A 24,171-nucleotide genomic window follows, 5' to 3' on the forward strand; every position below is an offset into this window, starting at 1 on the left:
TGTGCCGATGCCAATCGATGTTGATTTCTCTCCACTATGAGCGCTGCAGACAAACATCTCGAAGATTTCCCCTTTCATGATGGAATCATTGGCCATAAAGGGGCAGTGATTCCATCCCGGCTCATGAATCGCGACGGGAGCTTTAACAAAATCCGATCTCATTCTTTACGCGAATCTTTTTCTTATCTGACCCTGCTCAACATTTCATGGCTGCGCTTCTTTTTCCTGATGGCGGTTCTTCACTTTGTGTCCAATCTGCTATTCGGCACAGCTTATTATTTTTGTGGAAGTGAAGCCCTTGCGAGCAATGGTCCTGCTGCGCACATCAGTCGTGCCTGGACCTGCTTTTTCTTTAGTATTCAGACCCTCAGCACTATCGGTTATGGAGGGCTTGTTCCTATCAGCCTGGCTGCCAATCTACTTGTTGCAATTGAGTCGATTTATGGCTTACTGGCTTTCGCACTGATAACAGGACTTTTTTTCGCCCGGATATCGAGAACCAGAGCTCGCATCCGTTTCAGCAAAACAGCCGTTATCACGAAGCAGGATGATGCTGAATATCTGCAGTTTCGTATAACCAATCGTAGCCAAAGCGAGGTCATCGATACTTCAGCCAAGGTGGTCTATTCCTGGATGGAGGGGAATCAGAGAACTTCAATGCGGAGATTTACTCGGCTTCAGCTAGAGCGTTCATCCTCGACATTTCTTCCCCTTTCATGGACGCTTCGTCATCGAGTCGACGCGACCAGTCCCTTATTCCAGTCCGATACAGCTATCCTCGAAGCCCGGCGAGTAGAGATCCTGGTTCTTGTTACCGGGCTCGATGAAAGCTCAGGGCAAACTGTAAGTTCGAGGACGTCGTATATTCCAAGCGAGATTGTCTTTGGAAAGCAGCATGCAGATTTCTATCGCCGAGATGAGGCTGGGAACATCCTGGGAATTGATCTGGAAGGGCTAGATAAACTAGTTTAGCAATGCTCAGGTATTTGCCTACATATTGTGCCGTGGTTCAAGACAGGAAATCCAGCAACTCCTGGTTAAGTTTTTCAGCGTGTGTCCAGTTCAATCCGTGCGGCCCATCCTCGATTACTATTAACTTTACCTGCTTCAAATAGTTCGGCATTTTTTTCCCAGTAGCGGAGAAAGGAGCTGTTTGATCGGCTGCTCCATGAATAACCAGGGTAGGAATATCGAATTGCTTGAGGTCCTCTCTGAAGTCTGTTAACCAAGCGCCAATGCAATCGTGAGTGGCTTTTGCCGATGCCTGGACTGCGACCTGAAAGCTGGCTTGTACAGCTGCATCGCTAATTAGCTTTCCCTGAAGTTCCTTAACGTTATAAAAGAGCTGCAGGAAGCCCTGAACGAATGTAAATCGATCATCTCGGCAGGATTTCTGTAGATTGTCAAAGAGTTTACTGTCTATCCCGTCAGGATTGTCAGCTGTCTTTAGGAGAAATGGCGTTACCGCAGAAATAAAGCCGGCTTTCTTTACCCGGTCGCTTCCATGAGTACCGATATAACGAGCTACTTCTCCACCTCCCATGGAAAAGCCGAAGAGAGCAATATCTTGGAGATCGAGTTTCATGATCAGGAGATGGAGATCTGACGCAAGCGTATCGTAGTCGTATCCGGAAATGGGTTGACTGGATTTACCAAATCCACGTCGATCATAGGTGATTACCCGATAGCCTGCTTCGGCCAGTGCTGCGACTTGCTTTTCCCAGGAGGAGCTACTGAGTGGCCATCCGTGGACTAGAAGAACCGGTTTCCCCGCGCCGTGATCCTCATAATAGATTTGAATATCTTCTGAATTTTCCTTGTCGACAGTTATAAATGGCATGGCGATCCTCGCGTAGATTAATTTGCCACCTGCACCATGCCGAGCATCATGAGATTGACGAATACTCGTCGTGGACATGCGGAACCAATCAGATTCTTACGTGAATGAAAGCTAGGGGAAACCCTCGATAGAGGAACGGCATTGCCACCCGTTTGGGGGGTGCAAGAAAGGGGCCTGCCTGTCAAGATGTTCATCCTGCTTACTGCAAGCTCACATTTCGAGGAAACCGCGTTTAAGCGAGATAGTTACAGCGTGGGTGCGATCATTGGCTGCCAGTTTTGCCAGGATACTTTTTACATGAGCTTTGACTGTGTCTTCGGTAATCAGCAGTTTAGCCGCGATTGCTTTATTCGAATTACCTAAAGCGATTTCTCTCAAGACTTCCAGTTCACGAGAGGAGAGTGTGTCTGCCGCTACATGTTCCGCCATCTCTGCAGCAATCTCTTGTGGAACACGACGATGGCCTTTGTGAACGAGCCGGATTGTCTCCAACAGATCCTTGCGAAGAGTACTCTTCAGCAGATAGCCAAAAGCTCCGGCCTTAAAGGCCTTGGTCGCCTGAACATCCCCTTTATAGGTAGTCAGTACAACGATCTTTGCATCGGGAAATTCTTTCCTGATTTCACAAATGGCGTCAACACCACTCATATCTGGTAAGCGCAGATCCATTAGCGTAACATCCGGGTGATGAGTCCGGAATTGCTGGATTCCTTCTGCTCCATTGTTTGCCTCTGCCACCATCTGCATATCCACCTGCTGCGAAATAACGGCAGCCACTCCATCCCGCAGAAAAGGATGATCGTCTACGGCGAGGACACGGATTTTATTACTGGGCATGGTCATGATTTTAGATGTACCAGATTTGCCGTCCAGGAGCGACCGCTGGGTCGATCCATCTCTTCGCAGAGGATCGATCTTGCGACGCTCCAAGTTCTAAAACAGTTGTATGTAAACGGTGCTTTCTGCTTGAAAAACCAGATCTAGCCACCCGAAAGAGTAAGTGTTTCATTGCTCTATTTTGCGTTGTAGGTATGAATGCCGCTTGCTAACGTCGAGGTGTGCAACGATTATACTCAATTTTTCCGACAGGAACGTTAGGCGGCGCATTACTGCTGCTGCGACTCACAACTGCCGGAATCTATTTATACGTTGTGCTCGACCGGACGTCGGCAAGTTATGCGATCTGGGTATCGTGGGCGCAATTTCCAATAATCATTTCTCTCGCCATTGGTCTGTTGACTCCATTCTGTTCTGTCTTTTGCGTTCTCTATTTGCTAGCAGTTGTCTTTAGCAACATTGGGTGCACGGCCATCATTCCCTTTCCTGGGGTGACAAATGCAATCGCTCTTATATTTCTTGGGCCCGGAGCCTATTCCCTTGATTCGCTCATGTTTGGCCGTAGAGTTATCAAGTTTCCCAAAGACCTAAAGTAAAGGACGAACTAAAGGCGCTGCCTTCCAGAAGGAATGCGTCACGATAAACTCTGAAGAAGCCCTACAAGTCCACAACCCGAGATCTTTTGAAGAGCTTCCCCATAGAAAATCGTCTAGCCTTAGGAGCGGGCACATCGAGTGCAACTTCTGTTCCCGCACCAGCTTCACTCCATATCTTTAACTCCGAATGGATACGTTCTGCTCGTTCACGCATCCCTATTAGTCCCCAGTGTCCTGGTAGACCACCTTTTTCCAGGACAGACGTATCAATGCCGCGTCCATTGTCACGAAAGCGGAAAGATATTCTGTTCCTGGTGTAGAGAATCTCCGCTTCAATCTCCGTTGCTTGAGAATGTTGAAAGGCATTTGTCAGAGCTTCTTTACCGATTCGGAAGATCTCTTCCTGTACTGCAGGGTGCAGAGATCTTGGTTTTCCCTGGAGCCTCAACTGGAAAGCCACTGCATTATCAACGCCTAGTTCTTGTCCAAGAGCAGCAAAGGATACCGCAAGGTCGGGACACGACTCGGTACCTATTCTCAGGTTAGCAATACTGTCTCTGCCCTCCACTAAAGCCTGATCAGCCTTATCCAGAGCCGCATTCATTAGCTGATGAGTCCGTTCATTGGGCGGTACCGTACTGGCAACTGCCTGAAAGCTGAGTACCAGGCCTTGGAAGTTCTGGAGTAGAGTGTCATGCAGTTCTCGCGCAATTCTAGTGCGTTCGCTGACTCGTTCTTCCAGGCGAATTTGGAATTGCAGCTCGTTTTGTTGACATCTGTGCCGGTAAATGCCCCAGGCTAAAAGAAGGATTCCCGCGATATACGATGAGCGGAATTGCCACGTATTCCACCACGGAGGGAGTATTTGGATCCGAAGAGCCGCACCGGGTTCGCTCCAACTTCCTCTCCCCGTCGACCCTTGAACATGAAAGGTGTAGGTTCCGGGCGGCAAAGTGGTGTAGGTTGCTATTCTTTGCTCACTTTCGACATTATTCCACTCCCGATCGATGCCATCCAGTTTGTACCGGTATCGATTGGTCGTGGTGTTGAAATAACTTAGCGCCGCGAATTCAATCGAAAAAACGTTCTGGTTGTGCGCCAGTACAATTGATCGGGCATAGCTGATGGATTGTTGCAGGGGTGAATTTTTCCCTGCCAAAAGAGGCACGCCAGCTATGCGGAAATCCGTAAGGACTATTGGCGGAACAGTAGGACTCTCTATCACGTCCTTGGGATAAAAGGCAGTGGCTCCGCTGAAACCTCCAAAGTAGAATTCACCTGTACTGCGCTTCATACAGGCTCCCCATCCGGTTAAGTCCGGGCCGGGAATTCCATCCGCGGGAGTGTAGTTATCAAAGCTTCCGCTGCTGGGATCAAAACGGCTAATTCCCTTATTCGTGCTCATCCATAGCCGATGAACGTCGTCCTCCAAAATGCAACTCACCACATTTCCGTTCAGGCCTTCCCTCTCGCTGTAGGTTGTAAACGACCCCTTTTCAGGGTTTAACCGGTCCAGTCCGTTCTGGGTGCCGATCCATGTCCGTCCAGCGTGGTCGATATAGATTGAGTTAACTCTACTGTCACTTAAACTGTTGGGATCCTCTTGATTGTGTCGATAAGCAACGGCGGTATGCGTAGCTGGATCGAAGTGATACAAACCCAGGTTGCTGCCGATCCAGAACGCTCCCTTTCCATCTTTCACAAATGCGTAGAAGTTTTCCCCACCTGTTTCCGGATGATAAGCCGTAAATGTATCTGTTACAGGATCATATTTGTTCAGCCCGGTCCAAGTGGCGGCCCAGAGTGCTCCACTTTCGTCTATCAGAAATCTTTGGACATGATTGCTGCTTAGCGTTCCGGGGACTAGAGAGTTTTTGTCATAGTTCTTGACCTTGCCGGTTCTGGGATCAAGACGGTAGACTCCCTTGCCTGCAGTTCCAAACCATAGCTGACCGTGGTTGTCCTTTGCGATGTTCAGAATGTCTGTTCCTTCGAACTTCGAAGAATAGACAGAGTATTGACCTGTTAGCAGATTGATTCGTTGTAGTGAGCCGGTAGAGCCGACAAGTAAAGATTGAGGGCTTTCTTCAAAGATGGTTGTTACCAAACTGGAAGTTAAGCTATTAGGGTTACCTGTCTGATGAGAAAACTTTTTGAAGAGCGCTGGCCGCTTGGAGAAAAAATTAGGAGCCAGTTCGTGAAGTCCTGCCCAGATATTTCCTTCTCGATCTTGAAATAATGTACTGACGCGATTATGCGCAATACTCTCAACATCGCTAGGGTCATTTTTGTATGCGAGAAAGCGATGAGCCTGTCGGTCGAATCGGAGAATGCCGTTGCCGTCGGAACCAAACCACATTTCACCATCGCTATCCTCAAGCATGGTGTTGATCTTACTTCTGCTACGATCTCCGTCTTTTACTCCGCCAAGAGCGTAATCGGTTACTTGGTAGGTTGCGGGATCGAGTGTTGCCAGAATGCCATCGGCACCATAGACAAGCCAAAAGACTCCATAACGATCTTGATGAAACCATAGCGCATGTCCGGAGTCGCTCAAGGGAATATGGCGAAGTACTTTGCCGGTTTTGCGGTCGAATTTATCAAGTCCATCGCGGGTTGCTACCCAGAATCCACCATTGCGATCTTCTCCGGTGGATTTGATGTCGCTGTTGCTCAGACTGGAAGCGTCAGATGTAGAGTGAGTGTACAGCGTGATCCGTGATGTATCCGGATTCAGGCTATAGAGCCCTCTTCCGGTAGACAGCCATAGAATTCCTGTTGAGTCCTGGCTGATATGGTTGATGGTTGGATTCGGCGTCTTTGTGTCTTTTTCTCCCAGCCGGTAATGGTTAAAGACTTCGGTCTTGGGATCGAATTTATCGAGAAATTGATCGCAGCCAACCCACAAGTTTCCTTTTCGGTCCTTGAAGAGAGATCGGATATAAACGCCACTCAAGCTATCCGGACGCAAACGATCATTCCGAAATACCTTGAATTTGTATCCGTCAAAGCGATCAAGGCCATATTGAGTTCCAAACCACATGAAGCCTTGATCGTCTTGCGTAATCTGTGCCACTCGTACTTGAGAGAGGCCCTCATTTCCAGAGACGCGATTAAAGTGAATGTCTCTTTTTACTATGACTGGGAGCGATATCGCTTTATGTCCGATGCCGGGATGCGCTGGCATGGCAGAGGGGATCTTTTCAGCATGCATGAAAGGCATGTAAAAGATGAGTCCGCTCACAGCGATATGAACAAGAGAGGTTATCCACCTCGATGTGCCTAGAAACCGTAGACGAAAGCGCTGAACGACCGGATCAAATCTTGCGAAGAAAACGGGCGCGGGGAAACGCATTGTTTCGATAGTATCCCATACATTTCGTCTCGATAGGCCAATCCCTAACGGCGTCAGGGAGCGCAGCCGATTGTTACAGCTTTAGTAAAAAGATAGATTCACCAATTCTATGGATGTTTAGTAGTGAAGATCTCACGATTACATTGACTGCCGGATAAGCAAGTAATCTCACAATATCGTGATGATTCATCCTGGTTTAATTGGGTTGCTGCATGCGAGGTAACGTAGATGGCGATTATAGGCGGGCGCTGTCAATCCACTCTGTTGGAGAGACACCAATAATCTGGGTGAAAGCTCGGCTTAAAGCTGATGAACTCTCATACCCAACTGCAGGCGCGATGGACTTCAACGATTCGCCTCTGCGGAGCATGTTCTGAGCCATGCTCATTCTCCATCCCGTCAGATAGCTCAAGGGTGTTGTCCCAATGACTTCGCGAAAATAGGCGGCGAACCGAGCTCGGGACATGCCCGCTTCCGCAGCAAGCCTGTCAAGGTCCCATGGATCTCCAGGCTTTTGGTGTATAGCGATCAGAGCCTTCGAAAGGCGTGTATCAGCGAGACCTCGTAGCGTTCCGGAATGGACGAGGTTTCTGTCCATTGCATCGCGTAAGAGCAGAACCAAAAGATACTCTGCCAATCGGTCTACTGCGGTTTGTCGTCCCGGCAAGTTGCCAAATGCTTCCTCAAATAAAAGCGCTACTCCTTTAGCCAGGCTGTCGAATGAGGCCAGAGGGATATGCATGAATGCAGGCAACGACTGAATCAAGGGCTGCATAACACCGGCCCCAAAATCAATATGAGCGCATACAATTTCCACTCCATCTTCATTAGTTTGGAAACGATGCTGCATTGGTCCCGGGAAAAACAAGACGCTTGGTTCCTCAACCGTGAGGATCTGCTTGTTGGGCTGGATTATCTCAATCGAGCCAGACTTCAATACATGCAAATGGCCAGAGGATTTAGTTTCGTGATCTCCGGACAGTCCACAGAGTTTGCCGGAAAAGAAGACTCTGGCAGAAAGCGTAAAGTGCTGGAAGATTTCGATCAGACGATCCATTCCGATCACAGGCTACAATCAGTCCCCTTCCCTCTGCAATTGCGAGACGATCTGCTATCCGAATGAGACTCCTTGTATAGATCGGAGAGCAATCTGAAGGATCAAACGGTTGTGCAGTCGAACAGAATGCCCACAAGGAGAAACCCTCAATGATTACCCAACCGGCCTCTATCGCAAATGCTTCCGCCAGATCGGCGAACGATTCTTTGATATCTGGAAGCAGAATGGATCGCATGCTGAAAACCATTTCCTCACTAGACCGAATGGGAATGGGCCTGCTTCGGCTGGGACTTGTGGTTGTTTTGCTCTGGATTGGTGGCTTGAAGTTTGCAAACTATGAGGCCGATAGCATTGTTCCTTTTGTGGCAAACAGCCCTTTGACTAGTTTCCTTTATCATCACCCAGCACCGGAGTATCGGCACTATATGAACAAAGAAGGAGAGCTGAAGCCTGCAAATAGAGAGTGGCACCAAGGGAATGGAACCTATCCTGTTTCCTACGGGTTAGGAATCACCATTATGTCTTTTGCAATCCTGATTGCTCTTTATCCTATCCGACCGGATTTATCGATGATTGGCAGTTTCCTGCTGGTCTTTATGTCGCTTACTACACTTTCATTTCTGATTACGACTCCTGAGGCATGGGTTCCGGCACTTGGCGATAGCGCGCATGGTTTTCCTTATCTATCGGGAGCTGGCAGGCTCGTGATCAAAGACTTGATTATGTTGGGGGCAGCCTTTTTGACAATGACAGACGCTGCAAAGGCGACCTTGCGTAGACGCAAGATCTCAATTCAATGAAATCTCCAACTAGATCAGTCATAGAGCGCAAGCATTTTCTCTGCGTCTCCGACATCGGAGAAATGCCTGTGCTGACTGAACGGTTCGGGGCGATTCCCACAAAATTATGTATGGCTCCAATTCTTAAGGCTGGTCTCTCTCGTTCGTTTATCTACATCCGGATGAGCAGTTTAGCCGGGTATTTTTAAGGGAACACATGCTTGCTGGAGAAAGCGACTAGCAACCGCATCGTTCCAATATTTTCAAATTGCTGTATTTCATCTACTGTATTTCGCACGGGTCCCCAAATAAAACCGAGCACCCTCATCTCCTCACTCCCAGCACCACAGCACACAACCTCTTCCTAAACACCTCCTACATAAGAGGACAGGCTATGCCTTTGCCTTTAATATGACTTTTTTCGTGTAAGTTTTTTTATTTGTTTATCTTAAAGTGATAATCTCGTTGAAACCATGAAGAAACATCCTGACGAAAAATATGGTATGCAATGGTTGGGCAGGCCTCCGTTCACTGGATAGCCGTGATGTTTTTTGCATTGCCCACGTGAGCAATGGGTGGTTGTCAGCAGCACGGATGGTGAATCAATGTGCCGCGAAGTAGGAAGAAATTCTTCTTCTCAATTCGGGACCTTTGAATTGCCCTTTAACAGAATTTTGATAATTTCTGCAATCTCCTTTCATCATTCCCACTCCCTTCCCCTGCTAGTGTTTGTCCACTGCGCGGACTGGAGCCCTTTTGAGAATGGAATCATCCACTATTGCGGCAACTTCTCCCCAAGCTGAGTCTCTCCTCGATCAAAAGCTAAAAACCAAGTCTCCCGGAAAGGTTGGTGCACTTCTTTTTGGGGTGGTGCTTCTTGGAGGCATCGGCTATGCGACCACGCGTCTTATCGACGATCTTGGTCCTGTTCATAATGTGAGTGCCGGGCCATTTGTCTTATTGGGTATAGCCCTGCTTATTGCTCTCGGCTTCGAATTTGTCAATGGATTTCATGACACGGCAAACGCCGTAGCAACGGTCATCTATACTCACTCGCTGGAACCTCATATAGCGGTTGTCTGGTCCGGTCTTTGGAACCTTCTTGGCGTACTCACTTCTTCCGGAGCGGTGGCTTTTGGCATACTCTCACTCTTGCCAGTTGAGCTGATATTGCAGGTGGGTTCCGGCGCCGGATTCGCGATGGTCTTCGCTTTGTTGGTTGCCGCGATTCTTTGGAATCTGAGTACCTGGTGGCTCGGATTGCCTGCCTCCAGCTCTCATACCATGGTCGGTTCCATCATCGGAGTCGGAGTAGCTAATCAATTGATGTCCGTCCGAACAGGGACCAGTGGTGTTGATTGGGCACAGGCTGGAAATGTCTTTCGGGTATTGCTTATATCCCCTGTAGTTGGTTTTATTTGCGCAGCTTTACTCCTGTTGCTCATGAAGTCTGTCGTTCGTTATCCAGCTCTCTATCAAGCTCCCAAGAATGATGAACCACCACCGTTTGCCATCCGTGCCCTATTAATTCTGACTTGCACGGGAGTTAGTTTTTTCCATGGCTCGAATGATGGCCAAAAAGGAATGGGCCTGATCATGCTGATTCTGATCGGAACGGTTCCAACTGCATATGCTCTGAATCATGCCGTTGGATATAGCCAGGTCCAGGATTTCGTTGCCGTGTCTGAGCAGGCAGTCAAGGTGCTAAGTGCACACGTGGATCCAAATGCTGTGATGGGGGATGCCCGGCCGGATCTGACGGAATATATCCGGACCCGGCAGTTCACTTCGAACACAATGCTTGCCGAACGCCAGATCGTAAACGATATAGCCAATCAGGTTCAGCTTTATCGCTCTCTATCAGCTGTTCCTAGCAATCAACAGACGAACGTTCGGAATGACATGTATGTTGCCAGCGAAGCCCTGCGACTCATGTCCAAAAACAATGCTCCAGGTTTTACTCCCGAAGAAACCAGGATTCTGACCAACTATAAGAAGAAAGTCGACAACGCAACGAAGTTTATTCCTTCCTGGGTAAAGGTGGCTGTTGCTCTGGCCTTGGGTATGGGAACTATGGTCGGCTGGAAACGCATTGTTGTTACCGTGGGCGAGAAGATTGGCAAAGAGCATCTGACCTACTCCCAAGGTGCTTCTGCAGAATTGGTCGCTATGGGAACCATCTTCGCTGCAGACAATTTCGGTTTGCCTGTGAGCACAACCCATGTGCTCAGCTCTGGTATTGCAGGAACCATGGCTGCAAATCGCAGCGGGTTGCAGTTGTCTACAATCCGAAATATCGCGCTGGCTTGGGTCTGCACCCTGCCGGCGGCAGCTTTACTTTCCGGCTCACTCTTCTGGCTTTTCCGTCAGTTCGTGTAGGTCGTGAACATATCGAGAATTGAGTGGCGTTCCTTTGCCGGTCTTATCCAGCTTCTTGACGGACACGATCGGCGAGAAGGAACGCCATCGGTTGTATAGAGATGGGAAAGGCGAGTATCAAGAATAATCGCTAGCCAATCAGCAGTTCCTGTACAGGTAAGCCGGGCTTGTACAGGAACAAATAGCGAGCCACTCGAAGCATGCTAAGCTCCAGCTAAAGTTGGCAATCGTTATTCGGGAAGAAACGAGATGTCTTCCGTGGCAGACCTCCATACAAAACACCTTACTGGGATAGTTCCTCTGTTTTTAGTCGATGATCTTGATCGAGCAATTGCGTATTACTGTGACAAGCTAGGCTTCGAACTCGATTTTATGTATGAGTCGTTCTACGCAAGTGTTAGTCGTGATGGATTCGCGATACATCTGAAGGATGCCCCTAAACTACCTGCGGAAAGAGAGCACCGGAAAAAGAACGAGCATCTGGATGTATACCTTTCCGTCACGGGCATCCGGAGTCTGTTCAGTGAGCTGCAAGCGCGTGGGGCTCAGGTGATCAGTCCCCCTGAAGAAAGACCGTGGGCCTGTATTGATTTTTACGTTGAGGATCCTGACGGCTACATTCTCTGTTTTAGTGAGCAGAGCTCCTGACGCGTCCTGTTCCTGCGTATCCGCAGCTCTTTCTACATAAAGATCAGAACGGTGGTTCAGGTCCTATCGCGGAGAAATGTAAAATCCGCCTGCTTGAGTAGTTCCAGAGTGGTTCTTGTCTGCAGATCCAACTTTATTGCTGATCTTTCTATTTCGAGGTTGGGACGCCAAAGCAATGCGAAAAGCCGTCATCGTCTGTCAGAAAAAACTCCGTTTGGCCATATTCCCGATCCTCGAGTTCCGAGACTTTATAGCCAAGATTCTTTAATCGCTCTCTGGTGTCCTGTATGTCCGTGGGTGTCCAGTAGAGTCGAATGCCGTCGTAGTCTTCCGGCTTGCTCGGATCTCCCGCGCGCTGGTTCAAAATAAAATTCAGCTCATCTTTCCGCAGCATGCAAAAGATCAGCCTGCCGTCTTTGTACATCTCAGAACTCGCCGAGAATCCGAGACCATCAACCCACAGGCGCAGGCTTTTATTCAGGTCAGCGCTGGGGATGACTGGGACGCAATATCGAACGGACATGACATTTCCTTTCGTAAAAGCACAAGTACCGTATCTACTGGCCCCCTGAACAGCTCATCCTTGTGTTCGTTATCTGAAGTCGCTTCCCTCAGTTGGCTTGTCAAGCCTGCCCTTCTCTTCTGATGCGCACTCGAATTGATGAAAGCAGTTTCAGGGTGCACGGGGAGTGCACGAGCTGGGGGCTTGTGTTGGAGATTGCTGTACTCCAAGAGGAACGAAGCCAGAGTTTCACGCCATGACCTCGAAAGGTTTTGAGTTAGACAACAGCTCAATGATCTGGGGAGATAGGCGAATCGCTTCTCTTGCCAAGAAAGCAAAGGTAAACAAATGAATTATTTAGAGCTTTCTCTTCTTGTATTTCTTAAAGATTCCATCTCCAACCGAAAGTGTTTCAATGAAAGAGTAGGAATCCTTATTTAATCAGTTGAATTCATTGATGTTACAAACGAGGATGAAGTGCTTTAGATGTTGCATAGGCGAAAGTATTCGAGGAGCCTGAGAAACACATGCGGTACCCCCTGTGCTCTTCTGGAAGATACCGTTGATGACCTACCACCCGAAAAGCTCTAGCAGCCGTACCTTAGAGTCTAGCGGTTTACACCGTACGTTCGTGTCGACACATCTATACCTGCTTCTCTGCCCTGCCCGCTTGACACCCTTGAACAGCAGAGGATCGCCGGATTAATCGCTTATGCCGAGTGAGTTCGCTCGATTGCTCTGGCCACAGCCGGGGAAGTTTGCGTCATTTCGCAGATTCATCCATATGAGATTGTTTGTTGAAGAACTCCCTTCTATCACTCTGAAAAATTTAGCCATTCTGCCTCTTCCTCCGTGCTTTCCGGTGGAACAAGAGCTCGCAGTGCTGGGGCACAAAGCATGGTCAGAAGCTTCCCTTGCGATAAGCCGGTCTGCTTCGCTGCTTTTTTTAATGCACGATGGAAACCGATAGGTAGCCGAAAGGTCGCAACCGAGAGCAATGGGTGTTTTCGGGCCTTGGCGAGCTCTTCTTCCTTGTGCTGCTGAATCATATCGAGGATTGTTTGCTTGTCCAGCTGGATATCCATGAACTGCAATCTACCAAATACTTTGAATGCAGTTCAACAAGATCACTGTATTGCAGATGATGTATTGCATTAGGGTCCCCAATAAACACCGCGCACCCTCATCCACTCAACCGAAACAAAACTGACCCAACCAGAGGAGACCCCACGCGTCTTTTCGGTCAATTCATCGCCTTCCTCTCAAAACTTTTTTAGCGCTAGATATTTTTAATAAATACTTGTATTTCAACAACTTACAGGAGATTCCAACCTCTAGCCTGATGCGTATTGCAACTACTTTCGCCCGGAACTATCTCTAAAAGTGATTGCTAGAGGCCTGACTTCTTAACCCCTATAAAGTGGTACGACCACATCTCGAGCGAAGGATCCCATGCGGTTTCATTTATTCCGCAAGCGGCTTACGCGGTATCAAATTGGTTTAGCCTGGGTTGTGAATCCGAACCACGAGAGGGTGAGGGATCTTCTTATATCTAGTTGATATTAAACAACTTATTCAGTATCAAATCAAAGACATCGAAGTGCAGTTCCGTGTATCCCCTTTTCTTGCTCCTATATATAAGGATAGAGAAGTGCATTTTCGTGTATTACCCAGGATAAACTGCAGGTCAACCAGGAATGCCTGGTGCACTTACGTGTATCCAAAGTGCAGTTTCTTGTATTCTTCATTCCTCTGGAGGAGGAACCTGGAATACAAGAGTATCCGACCCAAAGCAAAGGACAATCCTGTTCCCTTCCCTGCTTGGCTTAGGCTGGCGAGTTGATCAGAACTAATGGTCCGTTCTTCTTCACCTGGCCTTCAAAAAAAGCGGTACCACGAGGAAGGGGGTGGATCTTGAGGTGTTCGGAAGTAACCGTCGCCTCGATCAGACTGAACGGATGTGGCAATGCTCGAAGAATGGTAATGGCCTTCTTGAAATACTGGACCCATCGAGCCGGGTTGGTATCCCGATTGTCGAATTGCTGCTGCAGATGTGCCATTGGGATCGTAGAGACATCATCCGCTGTAAAGGCCCTCCAGTAGATGAAGATTGCATAGTCCTGAATGCGGGGAGCCTTATAGGTAGTCTTCAATAGCTCAAGGGGAATGGGAATTGGCTTTCGTAAGAACTTTTCGTAAAAGGAAGGGCTGATTCCAACCACTTCCATCTTGGCGAGCATTTTGGCGGGCGTCTCCGGTACCCTCCAGTTCCCTTCTCCATCGATCTCGGCATTGAGTCTGGTTGCTTGGACCAGTGGTACCTTGTGCTGCTCGACCACTTTCTCAATCGGGTCCAGGATCTCGATCAGAATGTCCATATATGCGACACGTATAAATCGCTCCTGAACAGTGCGGTTGTTTTCCCCGCTATGCTCCGCCAGATCGAATAAACGGATGTACTCGTTGACACAGTTCCAACGAAAAACAGGCGATTTTGAGGTAACCGCTTTATGAGTCAAAAAATGCATCATGTTGCGGTCCTGCCGACTCGGCAGGGGGATCCCCGGATTGCTCTGGTAAAACGTGACTCTTATCCAAGATCCATTTGACAACCGACATTTGCGTACGACATGCGCCTCTCTACTTTCGGTAATCGGCAATCCGCAGGTGATAAGACATTGAGCTGCCCATACCGCTTCGCCGGATAGGCCGGAATTCCAGAATGACATGAGCTGATCTACTCGCTGAGACACGGCGCGAATCCGCTCCGCCTTATAATCTCGGACCGCTGGTAATATCTCTTGCGAGTCTTTTTCGAATTTTCTTCGCCTAGCCATTCCCTAAATGCACTGTTTCCGATGCAACTAGTTTAAAGAATATCAAGAAACATACTTGTAACGAAACGGCAATTCTCGGCATTCTTGCGAGTTTTATCCGCTCTTTTCGGGTTTTATGGGGCTTTATGGTGTTTCTTTGCCTAACCCCCAATTGAGCGCTTGCGGCTAGGTAGCGTGAGGATCTCTCGTACATCCCGCCAGATTTGATAGCTCTGGTCTATGTTTTTGCCAGGGTAATATATTGGGGACAGGCTCATGCCTTTGTGGGTATCGCAGTATAGGCAAAATTGATGGCCGAGTGCTCATCGCCAGCACGCAAAACTTATGAGCTCCATGCTGAAACCCAGAAGTTTGGGGGCATTTCTCTATGGATACGGACCGCAACAGAAGCTTTCCACCGAAGGCCGGATCCCTGGCAAATCTGTCTTTGCCTTGGTGGTGGAGGAAGCTTTTCTCTCCAGCATCGACGCTCATGCGGAAAATACTCAATTACGGCCGCAGCTCCTGTTTGCCCCGGCGGGAAATGTTGAACCCTTTTTCAAGATCGGATACCGGAGAATTCTAATATTCTTTCTAGAAAGCCTCGACCAATAGCACGCCTCTAACCAGGAACGATGAACAGCAGTCAAAATAGATTTGGACACCTGGCCTAAGCATTCATGGTCCAAGGTGGTCGATCCGAATTCAAGCAGGAAGATTTTTGGGAGGTACCGATACCGCAGCACAAAATGAACGGAGCCGTTCTTTCCAATTTGAGCGGTGTGATGCTTAACTTGATTCCTCCGGTGTGCAACCACTGTGCATCCAACCCCTCTTCCCTGCTACGCTGTTCTTGTGCCCACTCCAAGAACATGGCTACCAAGGGTTGAAGAGATTCTCGAGGTCTTACAGAAATCGCAATCGGACATTTTTGACCGCGATTCTATTGAACGTCTCTTCGAGTTACAGCGCCGCATGGCAATTAACCTCATGAATGAAGTCGGAGCCGAAAAGGCTGCCGGCCGGTTCTGGGTAAAACGAGAGAGTTTGATTCAGTGGGTTGAGCAGATCCGCGACACTGAAGCTGTTGTTCTCCAGAAAAAGCGTGAAGCTTCAAAAGAGATTCGGACGAATCTTGCCGAAGTTCAGCACTTGCGCCGCAAGCTGATCATGGAAGGGCGCTCACCGCAACAATTCCCTCTCTGCGACGAGGTATTCTCTACCTCATTTCGAAATCTCTCCCCCAATATCCGGATCGAGCGTGGAAGAATTACAGTGGAATTCCCACCCGAAGATCCAGAGAGCGCGTTACGCATGCTCTACGAATTATCAATGGCCCTGTCCAATGATTTCAATTCGTTCTGCGCACTCGCAACAGACATCCCACTCGATATAGCCAAGGATCCAAGCAGATTCCTATTAGGCCTGGAAGCGGACAGACTAGCGGGCATCACAGAGAGCAAGCGCCGAACAAACTAGCATACAGATGCATACACCCATGTTGGTACCAAGGTAGATATGTAGGTATCGTGATATCGTGGTACCACAACCAATAGCCTTATAGCGATCCTGCTCGGCTGCAGCTTATCGAGATTATTGGGTGGGAGGCATGCAGACCTGCGGCCCTTCCATATGTACATAATTTGATACTTCCCCCTCAACTTCTATATTGTTAGTCTTTCAGCTATGGCGACGATTATCGCAACAGCCAACCAGAAAGGTGGGTGTGGGAAGACCACTACCGCCATTAATGTAGCTGCCGGACTTGCAGACGCGGGATATAAAGTGGTTGTTTTCGACACTGATCCGCAGGCGAGTTTAACGAAGTGGTACAAGCGACGCGTCAAGCTTGATAAGAATGGATTTATGGTGCAAAACGTCTCGATCGGTCTGCTGGAAGAAGAGATGGTAGAGGCCCGCAAATCCACAGAACTAGATGTGGTTATTGTCGACTGTCCTGGAAACATACAGGATATTACTCAAGTTGCCGTCTCTTCTAGCGATGCGGTCCTCTGTCCTGTACGCGCCACGGCACCCGATGTAGACGCAACGATAGAGCTTTCCAAGTTCATCTCTCAATGTCGGCAGCTCTATCCCGATATCCGTTTCATGGTGTTCCACTCGGCGAAACATGGGGCACGGGCCCTGGATAAAGGCGCCTACGACAACATGGTCCGGATCTTTTCGAATCATCCCAATACACATGTACTTGAAACAGCAATTCCTGACTCGGCCCCAATTGCGGAGTTCATGGGCACAGGCCTTTCCATTTTTGAATACGCCGGTAAAACACCGAGCGCAAAGGCCTACAAAAAGCTGACGAAGGAGGTAGTTGAGTGTCTAGCCGCCGACAGAAGTTCTCACTAGACCAGATCGAGGTTCCCGAGGATGAGGTAATTCCTCAGAAGCCATTGCTCTCTCGGCCATTTGTCGAGCCCGAACCGGCTCCTATTCCGCCGACAGTAGAGCCCGTGGTCGCACCTGTATCCGAGCCTGTCGCCGGCGAAGCCGTACAGCACTCAGAGAGTCCAGCGGTCGAGATTGAAAATCAGAAGGGAACTGTCACAGCCATGAGCGCAATTCCTGCAGCACCGCAGCCTGCCGTTACCGTCGCAAGCAAACCACAAGCGACCCAAATGGCAAATGGGAATGTCGATCGCATTCAGCTACTTGCAGAGCAGCGTTTCAAACCTGTAGCGGAAAAACGGCAGACTTCTGTTCGCCTCGAACCATGGTTAGATGACGCTCTTAACGAGCGATTTCTGCGAATGAAATTACAAGGTTTTCGCAAAATCACTCGTGAGGCCATCATCGTCGACGCTCTGATCCAATATCTCGGGATTATTCCGCCGGAATAATCCCGTGCACCCAACGTGCACCCTGTAGGCGAATTTGCACTGGTCTTCGCCTAGGGACGTAACTTCTCGTTCTATAAGGCTTAGGACCCAAGCGCCCGAATAAGCTGGTGTTTGGGTCCTAAGCCTCTCAGGATTTTCCCTTCTCTCCCAAACAATAAAGCCCTATAGCTCATAAGCCGCTAATCCATCAGAGGCCGGACCTGCGTCTGACCTATGGCTGCTTGAGGAGCCTCTACTCGCAAAGCAAGATGAAAGCCCGCAAAATTCCGCCTCTGCTTCGGCGTGATCACAGCTATTGCCTACCGGAGTTGGCTATCACTTTCGAAGAAGCCTACTTTTCAGAATGAGAAAGGGATTCCCAACCGCTATTCAGGCAAGAAAGTGCTCTGAAAATCCCTCTGTGTATTTCCTACCTGAGCATTCTCCACGCATCCACAGCCTCATACCTATGTCGGAAGCGATCATCGTTACTGATCCACAGCTCCGAAAGGAGGAAACCCTTTCTCACATGGCACCTCATCTGTGGCCGGGAACCTTCAACGCAATTAACCTCGGAGCCACTAGCGAAGGCAGGATGAAATACCCGTAGTCGGTTGGAAAAGATCCCGTCGAGGCGACTCCACAAAATCTCGCATTTTCCAGCCAACTGCGGCTTTTATCCTCTCAAAAGACTCAAAGCTACCGAAGCCGGCTGGAAAAACTTTGGAGATTACGCAGACTTTCCAGCCAACTGCGGTATTCCACTCATGCCCCTGATATCTTGTGTTTCGCTCCAAACCCGAAGTTGGCTGGAAGAAAGCTTCCTATCTCACAGATCTTTTTCTACTTATCGAAACGCCTTCCAGCCGACTTCGGTATTCCCTTAGCCCCCAAATAGCTGGAAATTTCTCCCGTAGTTGGGTGGAAAATTCCGAATAAATGGTCTGAATATAATGACTTACAAAGCTCTTCCAGCCAACTACGGTACAAGCATCAAAAATATAGATAGCGATTCACCGTTCTTGTCCCGGAGCTGGCTGGAAGGACTACGGAAGTAGTTAGTGAAAGCTAACCATCCACAAGGCAGAAAGATGCACCCTACCGGTTCTCTCAACGATGTGGGCATTAATCCCGAAGCTGGCTGGAAAAAGGTGCCTAATCCCTGCTCCAATTGCGACTAAAGGAGTTATCCACAGGCATTTTTCCACAGTTCCGTAGCCTATCCCGAAGCTGGCTGGAACTGACTCCCGGAGTTCGCTGGAAAACCCCGAAGCAGGCTGGAATCTTATCCGTAGTTGGTTGGAAGAGTATTACCGCAATTGGTTGGAAGCAGTACCGAAGCTGGCTGGTACAATTCCCGAAGTTGGCTGGCACAAACTGCTTTGTAACTATTTTATTTTCATTCGGTTGCAAAAAACCAATGTACTAAGTGTCTTCACAGTCTCTGTCTTTTAGAGGATTATCAACAACATCCACGACGGCAAAAGGTTTTCACGATGGCCCCGCGAAGAACTAAATCTCAACAACCGCCATTACTCCAGATCTCTGCTGATGTTGATCTGATTCGGTTTGAGAAAAACCTACTCAACATCGGCTTCTTCGGCGCTCACGACACCCGCAAGCAAAAGGGGTCTACGAGGCGCATCGAGCAAATTGTTTCGCGGAACGGCCAACGCATCAAGGTGGCTGCAGAGTTTCGCGCCTCCGAACTTCTCGGATTGCCTTCGACTGCTGATCGCGATAAGTTTCTCGCTTTCATGAAAATTGCTGGGGAGCAGCGAGCCAAAGCCGGCCGCATTTCCAACCCGATTCGGTTTAGTGGCTACAGACTGCTTCGTGAGTTAGGAATCTCAGATAGCGGAGAAAACTACGAAGAGATTTCCCGCTGGGGTAAACGGATGGCAGATACGACCATCACCTCGGAAAAGGTGATCTATCTTGCCACCCGCAAACAGTATGCCGATCAAACTGTGCACGTTTTTCGCAGTTTTACTCGTGTGGGTCAGAGCGGTCCGAATGGCGAGTCCCGCGCCGAAAACTACGAGGTCGTGCTTGAGGACTGGCTTCTCGAAAACCTGAATCACAGCTATGTGATTCCTGAAGACTTTACTGCTTACAAACAACTGAAGCGCCCGACGGCCAAAGGCATCTTTGGAAATCTGCACATTTGGTTCCATGCAAGCAAGGGAATGCAGGTCGAGAAAGACTATTTGGAACTTTGTGCCTTGCTCAACGTCACGCCCTATCCTCATCTGTCGAAGATCAAAGACACAATGGGACGCTCACTCGATGAGTTGATCTCGGTGAAATACCTTTCTCAATGGGATATTCAGCCGATGACGACCAAGGATGGCTATAAGCTTCTTCTCTGGCCTGGCGAAGAATTGGTGCGTGTTCTCGCCATTTCGCACAAGAAGCAGCTTGCCCAAAGTTCGACGGCAAGCAACGATTTGTCGCAGGAACGTCAGGCTGCACTGGAAGCACTGCTCAAGGTCGGTGTCGCACCTGCCAAGGCGATGGAATTTGTTAATCGTTACGATCCCGACGATCTACTGGATCAGGCCGAATACATAACCATCCAGCAAGCCACGGATCGCCGGGGCAGAATTGCAAATCCTCCCGGATTGTTGATCTATATGGTGGAATCCGGCCTTTCTGTTCCAGCCGACTTCGTTAGTACTCGGCGCAAGCGAGCACTGGAAGCCCAGCAGCAGAAGGAAGAAGAAGAAAAGCACCGTGACTTCCAGGAACGCATGCGATATCGCGATTGGTGCGATTTCATGATCGATGCAGAACTGAAGGCCCGTTTCCCCGAGGCGGAATTAAAGCAAAAGATTCGGGAAGTAATCTCTCAGCGTCGCAAGACCGATTCGATTCTGATTCATGCCTCGGCAGAACAGAAAGAGAATATTGCTCTCCAGTTTCTGCGTAAGGATCTGAGTGCTGAACTTCAGCTACCCACCTTCGACGAATGGCGCCAGTCCAAAAGCCAATTCGAACTTTTCTAGTTTATTTTTTTGGGGCTACTGGAATCTCACATCCAGATCCAGTAGCCCTGAAGCGACCAAATCTGTGTCTACTCGATCTTCAGTGTCTTAGGAAAAGTTTCTCCGGACATTTTTACAATGCTCCGATCTTCATTGACGCTTACTCCGGGGGTTTTCATTTTGTTTGGGGAGCAGATGGCCAGTTGTCTCCATCGGAAGAGGTTTCTAGTCTGGGAAGATGCCTTATTCAAAAGAGGAGAATTGACAACGTTGTCTACCATGCGCTACCGTTATCCAATTCTTGACAGAAGAAATAGCAGAGCCGGAACTCCCAATTCCTGTGCTTATGTCGAGCTTGATGGCTCGAGCGAAGGCCAATGGCAGATCTGATATTCGGCGAAGGGATTCTCCATGTAGCGACGCCTCCCTGTAGCGTCCTTTCAGGCTCTAGCTACTCAACAAACTCTTTTCAGCAGTCCTTGAATGTACCTCTGCCAGGGGAACCAAAAGAGATGCAGGTCAACTGGGCGATAGCGATATCTAGAAATACTCTGTTCAGAGCATTTCTTTAAGGTGGTTCATCTGCTGTTTTATTGGAGCGATTCGAGTGATGAAACTGAAGGTCTTTGCCTCATTTGCTTTCCTAGCACCGACCATTGCAATTGCTCAACAGGAGCTGACAATTCATGGTTGGCAAATGCAGGATGTCGCAAAGGTTGCAGCTGCGGGAGCCGTCGTGTCGGCCGCAAACTACAAACCCGATCACTGGTATACCGCGACTGTTCCAGGAACGGTACTGACTACCCTGGTCGACAACAAGGTGTATCCCGAACCGCTCTATGGCGAGAACATGCGGGCTATACCGGAAAATTTGAATAAAACAGACTATTGGTATCGAGCAACGTTCAATGTTCCTTCCGATTTCAAGGGACGCCATATCTGGCTCAACTTCGGAGGCATCAACTATTCGGCTAAGATCTGGGTCAATGGGCGAGCCTGCGGTGAGATGCGTGGGGCCTTCATCCGCGGAGAGTTCGATGTTACAGAATTAGTAAAATCCGGAGAGCAGGCCGCACTTGCAGTTCTTGTCTCTCCGCAACCTCATCCCGGCATACCCCATGAACACACCGCTGCTTTGGGTGTTGGAAAGAATGGCGGTGAGACTGCAATTGACGGTCCGACCTTTCTGTCTACGATTGGCTGGGATTGGCTTCCTGCCGTTCGGGATCGAGATACAGGAATCTGGCTGCCAGTTACGCTCTCCTCTACCGGGCCTGTTCAGATCAAAGATTCCTTTATTTCCTCCGACCTTGCATCTGATCATTCAAGCGCAGAGGTGAAAATCAGCGGAACTGTCGAAAACAAGACAGGAAAAAGCGTAGACGGTCAGCTCATTGGCACTGTCAACGGTCAGGGCCAGGATATCGTATTTCGGAAATCGATAAGCGTTGCTGCGAATAGCCGCCTTCCGATCAAAATTGATTCTTCTGAATTCCAACAGCTTCATATTCCCAATCCTAAGCTGTGGTGGCCGAATGGCTATGGACCGCAGAATCTGTCTCATCTGAAACTTCAATTCGAGATTGGGAAATCTATCTCCGATGAACAGAGCATTCAATTTGGGATCAGGAAGATTGAATATAGTGTGCCTGATTCCGAAAATCTCACTATATCGGTAAATGGTGTTCCCATCATGGTTAGAGGTGGAGATTGGGGACTCGATGAAGGATTAAAGCGCATTCCCTACGAACGTCTTGATGCTCAAATTCATATGCATGCCCTCGCTAACCTGAACATGATTCGGAACTGGGTAGGGCAGAGCACAAGTCCTGATTTTTACGATTTGGCGGATAAATATGGGTTGCTTATCTGGGATGAATTCTTTCAGCCCAATCCCAACGATGGTCCTGACGTAACCGATATTCCAACCTATATGGCTAATGTCACTGATAAAGTGTTGCGCTACCGCAATCATCCATCAATTGCTGTTTGGTGCGCACGTAACGAAGGCTATCCACCCAAACAGCTGGACGAGATGCTTAAGGTTGAGATGGCAAAGCTCGATCCTCAAAGACTCTATCAATCGAATTCGGCTGACGGTCGCGGTGTATCCTCTCACGGACCTTATTATTGGCGGGCACCAAGATTCTTCTATGCCTTTAATGAAAGCTTCAAAACTGAGACTGGGTCAGTTTCCATTCCGACGATGGAATCCATCCAGGGCATGATGCCGCAGAAGGATTGGGAAACAATCAACGATGATTGGGCCCAGCACGATATGGCCAAAGGCGCTCAAAGAGGGGATGAGTTTCCCTCTACTTTGGCCAAGCGTTACGGTCACATCCGCAATCTAGCTGATTTTGCACGGAAAGGTGCAATGGTTACCTATGAATCATTTCGCGCTATGTATGAAGGCCGCAATGCCATGATGTTCAAGACCACGACAGGCGTCCTTACATGGATGAGTCATCCTGCGCAACCGAGCTTTGTCTGGCAGCTTTATCATTACGATCTTGAGCCTAACGCAGCGCTCTATGCTGCAAAGAAGGCGTCTGAGCCTCTACACATACAGATCAATGAGGCAAACTTTGGTATCGAAGTTGTGAACAATCGGCCAGAAGCTTTACATGGGGCGAAGGCCGAAGTCTATATTTACAGCTCTGATGGTTCTATCAGCTCGCACCGGAAATATACCCTCGGAACAATACCGGCAAGTTCCACGGTGAAAGGCGCACAGCTTGAGGTTTCAGCACGCATTTCTCCTCTTTATTTTGTAAAGCTCAATCTCTTGGATCAGGATGGAAACCTCGTTTCCACTAACCTGTATTGGCAGAATGTCTCGCAAGAGGATTTCACCGGACTAGAAGCTCTACCGGCCGCCAAACTGAAGATCTCGGCAAGTACACGAACCGAAGGGGAGAAGACTATTATTGATGTATCCATGAAGAATGCAACTCAGACCGTTGCACTCCTTACACATCTTCAGCTTCATACAAAAAACAGTGGAAATAGGGTTCTGCCCGTCTTCTACTCTGACAATTATCTATCGCTGGTGCCGGGAGAATCTTCCAATATAGTAATTGAAACTGCTACCAAAGATCTGAAAGGCGAATTGCCTCTCTTGTTGGTTGATGGATATAACGTGGATACCGAGAAGGTAGATGGACCGGTATCGATTGCTCCGAATCTGAATGCAAATCCCTCCCATTGGCCTTCGTCGCAAATTGTTCCTGTGCCCTAGTGGTCTCCAGTCTCCTTTTCTCTCCGGCAACGACAACCGCCACAAGGGGCATTCCCGGGCACGAAGTGTGTCCGTTCTGTGAAAGAACGGACACATAGTCGTCCATTTCTGGCCTGTGCTCAACCTAAAGCTTTAGATCCTGCTGCTTTATAGTCGCTACTTCCGTCCTTAATAGATGGGGTACACTTTTTCGCAGCTATCCCAGGGTGTATAGTAAGGCCGCTTACCTGTCATCTCTCACATGGGTGTAGTAGGCCAGCGAACAAAGGAGCAGACTTCTTTGGAAGAAACCTGCAG

At 48.8% G+C, this 24,171-nt stretch carries 17 protein-coding genes; 10 read left to right on the forward strand and 7 right to left on the reverse strand.

What is annotated here, in order from left to right:
* Positions 1-36 precede the first annotated feature (36 nt).
* Positions 37-972: an ion channel gene (locus AC6I7T_RS30345; protein ID WP_497795108.1), complete on the forward strand. Its 936-nt coding sequence runs from the start codon at positions 37-39 to the stop codon at positions 970-972.
* 37 nt (positions 973-1,009) lie between these two features.
* Here the strand turns inward: AC6I7T_RS30345 and AC6I7T_RS30350 are convergent, their stop codons facing one another.
* The 4 genes from AC6I7T_RS30350 to AC6I7T_RS30365 all read right to left on the reverse strand — a co-directional run bounded on the left by AC6I7T_RS30350 (position 1,010) and on the right by AC6I7T_RS30365 (position 7,685).
* Complete coding sequence (locus AC6I7T_RS30350; protein ID WP_497795110.1) at positions 1,010-1,840, reverse strand: alpha/beta fold hydrolase; 831 nt, start codon at positions 1,838-1,840, stop codon at positions 1,010-1,012.
* A gap of 210 nt (positions 1,841-2,050) precedes the next feature.
* Positions 2,051-2,677: a response regulator gene (locus AC6I7T_RS30355; RefSeq protein ID WP_497795111.1), complete on the reverse strand. Its 627-nt coding sequence runs from the start codon at positions 2,675-2,677 to the stop codon at positions 2,051-2,053.
* A gap of 657 nt (positions 2,678-3,334) precedes the next feature.
* The gene (locus tag AC6I7T_RS30360) at positions 3,335-6,628 is read right to left on the reverse strand and encodes a sensor histidine kinase (RefSeq protein WP_497795112.1); all 3,294 of its coding nucleotides are present in this window, start codon (positions 6,626-6,628) and stop codon (positions 3,335-3,337) included.
* Positions 6,629-6,863: 235 nt separating this feature from the next.
* Positions 6,864-7,685 (reverse strand): helix-turn-helix transcriptional regulator, encoded by an 822-nt coding sequence (locus tag AC6I7T_RS30365; RefSeq protein WP_497795114.1) that lies wholly within the window; start codon positions 7,683-7,685, stop codon positions 6,864-6,866.
* Between the two features lie 224 nt (positions 7,686-7,909).
* On the opposite strand from AC6I7T_RS30365, the gene AC6I7T_RS30370 reads away from it, so the two are divergent.
* The 3 genes from AC6I7T_RS30370 to AC6I7T_RS30380 all read left to right on the forward strand — a co-directional run bounded on the left by AC6I7T_RS30370 (position 7,910) and on the right by AC6I7T_RS30380 (position 11,491).
* Positions 7,910-8,485: a DUF417 family protein gene (locus AC6I7T_RS30370; protein WP_497795540.1), complete on the forward strand. Its 576-nt coding sequence runs from the start codon at positions 7,910-7,912 to the stop codon at positions 8,483-8,485.
* 741 nt (positions 8,486-9,226) lie between these two features.
* Positions 9,227-10,843: an inorganic phosphate transporter gene (locus tag AC6I7T_RS30375; RefSeq protein WP_497795115.1), complete on the forward strand. Its 1,617-nt coding sequence runs from the start codon at positions 9,227-9,229 to the stop codon at positions 10,841-10,843.
* Between the two features lie 249 nt (positions 10,844-11,092).
* Positions 11,093-11,491, forward strand: a complete 399-nt coding sequence (locus AC6I7T_RS30380; protein ID WP_497795117.1) for a glyoxalase superfamily protein — start codon at positions 11,093-11,095, stop codon at positions 11,489-11,491.
* Positions 11,492-11,639: 148 nt separating this feature from the next.
* Here AC6I7T_RS30380 and AC6I7T_RS30385 read toward each other — a convergent pair whose 3' ends face one another.
* The 3 genes from AC6I7T_RS30385 to AC6I7T_RS30395 form a co-directional block, all read right to left on the reverse strand.
* The gene (locus AC6I7T_RS30385; RefSeq protein WP_497795119.1) at positions 11,640-12,014 is read right to left on the reverse strand and encodes a VOC family protein; all 375 of its coding nucleotides are present in this window, start codon (positions 12,012-12,014) and stop codon (positions 11,640-11,642) included.
* Positions 12,015-12,808: 794 nt separating this feature from the next.
* Positions 12,809-13,078 carry a hypothetical protein gene (locus AC6I7T_RS30390; RefSeq protein WP_497795120.1) on the reverse strand — a complete coding sequence of 90 codons (270 nt, stop codon included), beginning with the start codon at positions 13,076-13,078 and terminating at the stop codon, positions 12,809-12,811.
* Between the two features lie 741 nt (positions 13,079-13,819).
* The gene (locus AC6I7T_RS30395) at positions 13,820-14,524 is read right to left on the reverse strand and encodes a hypothetical protein (RefSeq protein ID WP_497795122.1); all 705 of its coding nucleotides are present in this window, start codon (positions 14,522-14,524) and stop codon (positions 13,820-13,822) included.
* A gap of 639 nt (positions 14,525-15,163) precedes the next feature.
* Here AC6I7T_RS30395 and AC6I7T_RS30400 point away from each other — a divergent pair.
* From AC6I7T_RS30400 to AC6I7T_RS30425, 6 genes are all read left to right on the forward strand, one after another.
* Positions 15,164-15,424, forward strand: a complete 261-nt coding sequence (locus AC6I7T_RS30400; RefSeq protein ID WP_497795123.1) for a hypothetical protein — start codon at positions 15,164-15,166, stop codon at positions 15,422-15,424.
* A 204-nt stretch (positions 15,425-15,628) separates the two neighbouring features.
* Positions 15,629-16,288: a hypothetical protein gene (locus tag AC6I7T_RS30405; RefSeq protein ID WP_497795125.1), complete on the forward strand. Its 660-nt coding sequence runs from the start codon at positions 15,629-15,631 to the stop codon at positions 16,286-16,288.
* A gap of 207 nt (positions 16,289-16,495) precedes the next feature.
* Entirely contained in the window at positions 16,496-17,176 is a 681-nt protein-coding gene (locus AC6I7T_RS30410) for a ParA family protein (RefSeq protein ID WP_497795127.1), read from the forward strand.
* A complete protein-coding gene (locus AC6I7T_RS30415; protein WP_497795129.1) occupies positions 17,146-17,667 on the forward strand; it encodes a hypothetical protein in 522 nt (173 codons plus the stop codon). Before AC6I7T_RS30410 ends, AC6I7T_RS30415 begins: the two co-directional genes overlap by 31 nt.
* A gap of 1,475 nt (positions 17,668-19,142) precedes the next feature.
* Positions 19,143-20,654, forward strand: a complete 1,512-nt coding sequence (locus tag AC6I7T_RS30420) for a replication initiator protein A (protein WP_497795130.1) — start codon at positions 19,143-19,145, stop codon at positions 20,652-20,654.
* A gap of 589 nt (positions 20,655-21,243) precedes the next feature.
* Positions 21,244-23,874 carry a glycoside hydrolase family 2 protein gene (locus AC6I7T_RS30425; RefSeq protein WP_497795541.1) on the forward strand — a complete coding sequence of 877 codons (2,631 nt, stop codon included), beginning with the start codon at positions 21,244-21,246 and terminating at the stop codon, positions 23,872-23,874.
* The last annotated feature ends 297 nt before the right edge of the window (positions 23,875-24,171 follow it).

This window comes from Humiphilus diazotrophicus, assembly GCF_059726315.1.